Source organism: Dissulfurispira sp., from assembly GCF_036745535.1.
In the GTDB taxonomy this organism is placed as follows: domain Bacteria; phylum Nitrospirota; class Thermodesulfovibrionia; order Thermodesulfovibrionales; family Dissulfurispiraceae; genus Dissulfurispira.
Genome location: NZ_DAIOFX010000097.1, coordinates 2,923 through 5,052, shown reverse-complemented (window position 1 = coordinate 5,052; position 2,130 = coordinate 2,923). Strand labels below are relative to the sequence as shown.

Genomic DNA, 2,130 nt, shown 5'->3' with positions numbered 1-2,130 from the left:
TGTTTTGTGAAGACATCAAAGGCAATTGTTGAGAAGATTTAAGGTGCATTACAAATGGACGAGCTTTCCAAAGAATATGTAATCTCATTTTTTGACAAAAACCTGATGCTGCACGGCGACAGGCCTGAGGCTGTGAGGTGGTCGCCAAAGGGGCAGATACTTCATTATGAGGCAATGCTCGATATCGGTAATATCAATGGCGCAAAAATCCTTGATTTCGGATGCGGAAAGGGCGATTTTTATCAATTCTTAAAAGACAGGGGCATTTCTGTCGAATATTCGGGCTTTGATATTAATGACAAGTTAATTGCCCTTGCAAAACGGAAATTCCCCGGTGTTGATTTCAGAGTTTTCGACATAGAAAGAGATCCGATGAAAGAAGATTTTGATTATATACTCATCTGCGGGGTCTTCAATCTACAGGTGCAGGGCATCGATGAGTTAATTAAAACCGCCCTGATACGCCTCTTTCAACACTGCCGCGTTGCCCTCGGCTTTAATGCCCTCTCTTCGCATAATCCAAGAAAGGATTTTGAGTTGCACTACACTTCTCCTGAAGACATTTTTAATTTTGCGGTGACAAAACTATCCCCCATTGTGTCGCTCAGGCATGACAGGATAGTATGGGACTTCACGCTGTTTGTATATAAGGATATCAATAAATACTAATCCCCGAATGAAATCCTGATTTCCCTTGCAGTCTTTACTGTATCTCCGTCTGTAGGAACCCTTTTCATGCTGCCGACGACTTTTTCGAGGGGAACGGTTTTCACATCAGGGGGATCGAGGGCTATCATTACGCCGAAGTTCTTCTTCTCAATCATACGGACTGCTGCTGCTCTGAAACGGAGAGCAAGGAGCCTGTCGATCGAGGCGCAGGCGCTTGAAATTCTCCACGACCTTATTGGATACATCCCTTATCTCTATCTCTTCAGCCATATTCTTAATGGGCATCTGGAAAGGGTTCCCTTTGTTTGTTGTCCCGAGAATCGTACCTCCGACGTTTGATATGTGGCGTACATTATCCGGGGTCAAACGGATAATCTCGTCTGTATTTAAAAGGCCGGCATATCCGTTTTTAATGCCGTACACTCCCAGTTTCTGTTATAGGCTGACAGGACAACAGCCTCTATAACCGCATTGAGCCCAGGCGCATCCCCCCGCCTGTATTTATGGCTATCCTCATCCCCTTTTCCATAAAGCCCCCCTTAAAATAGTTTGCAAGAAGTATATGTTATTGTATCTCATTATAGGCACATATGTTAGTTTTTAAATAATGGGAGGTTGTCTGAAAGCATATCTTGTTTTCATTCTCTGTCTTTACATACTTAAGGAAGCCTTTGAATATCTTGTTCAATATCTCAATCTCAGGCATATGCGAAAGTCTGGCGCAACAATCCTGCCTGAGTTTGAGGGTAAGGTCGACGAAGGCTTGATGAAAAGGATTCAGGAATATGAAGCGGATAAAACCATTTTCGGTTTTGTTTCATCCATATTCGGCAACATCGTCACTATTGTTTTTATTTTTGGAGGTCTGCTGAATATCTATAATTCATGGGTGGCATCACTGAATCTTTCCTTTATCATCTCAGGCTGGCTTTTCTTTCTGCTCTTAACATATATTGGCGAATTTCTATCAGTGCCTTTCAGCCTTTACAGTACATTTAAGATAGAGAGTAAATATGGCTTTAACATCATGACCTTCAGGCTCTGGATTTCAGATTTTATAAAGTCACTTATTATCTCTACCATTATGATGTCCCTTGTAATATTTGCAGGACTCTGGCTCATTCAATGGAGTCCTGATTACTGGTGGTTCTGGGTCTGGAGCTTCTTTTTTGTTTTCAGTATTTTTATCATGTACATATCTCCTTATGTCATCGAGCCCCTCTTTAACAAATTCACGCCTATCGAGGATGAATCTCTCAAGGACAAAATCATCAGGCTGGCGGAAAAGGCCGGCATCCATGCAAGCAGGATTTTAAGGATAGATGCATCAAAGAGAAGTAAACATACAAATGCATATTTCACGGGTATAGGTAAAACAAAGAGGATTGTGCTTTATGACACATTGCTCGAAAGCATGAGCCACAATGAAATCCTCTCTGTGCTGGCGCATGAGATAGGGCA

At 42.1% G+C, this 2,130-nt stretch carries 4 protein-coding genes; 2 read left to right on the top strand and 2 right to left on the bottom strand.

What is annotated here, in order from left to right:
- Positions 1 to 54: 54 nt before the first annotated feature.
- Entirely contained in the window at positions 55 to 669 is a 615-nt protein-coding gene (locus V7L97_RS11075) for a class I SAM-dependent methyltransferase (protein ID WP_333655970.1), read from the top strand.
- On the opposite strand, the gene V7L97_RS11070 is transcribed toward V7L97_RS11075, so the two are convergent.
- Positions 666 to 824: a hypothetical protein gene (locus V7L97_RS11070; protein ID WP_333655968.1), complete on the bottom strand. Its 159-nt coding sequence runs from the start codon at positions 822 to 824 to the stop codon at positions 666 to 668. The two genes, V7L97_RS11075 and V7L97_RS11070, sit on opposite strands and share 4 nt — an antisense overlap.
- Complete coding sequence (locus V7L97_RS11065) at positions 817 to 1,092, bottom strand: 6-phosphofructokinase (protein WP_333655965.1); 276 nt, start codon at positions 1,090 to 1,092, stop codon at positions 817 to 819. Before V7L97_RS11065 ends, V7L97_RS11070 begins: the two co-directional genes overlap by 8 nt.
- A gap of 283 nt (positions 1,093 to 1,375) precedes the next feature.
- Between V7L97_RS11065 and V7L97_RS11060 the strand changes: the two genes are divergently transcribed.
- On the top strand, positions 1,376 to 2,130 hold a 755-nt coding region (locus V7L97_RS11060; RefSeq protein ID WP_333655964.1), incomplete at its 3' end, for a M48 family metallopeptidase.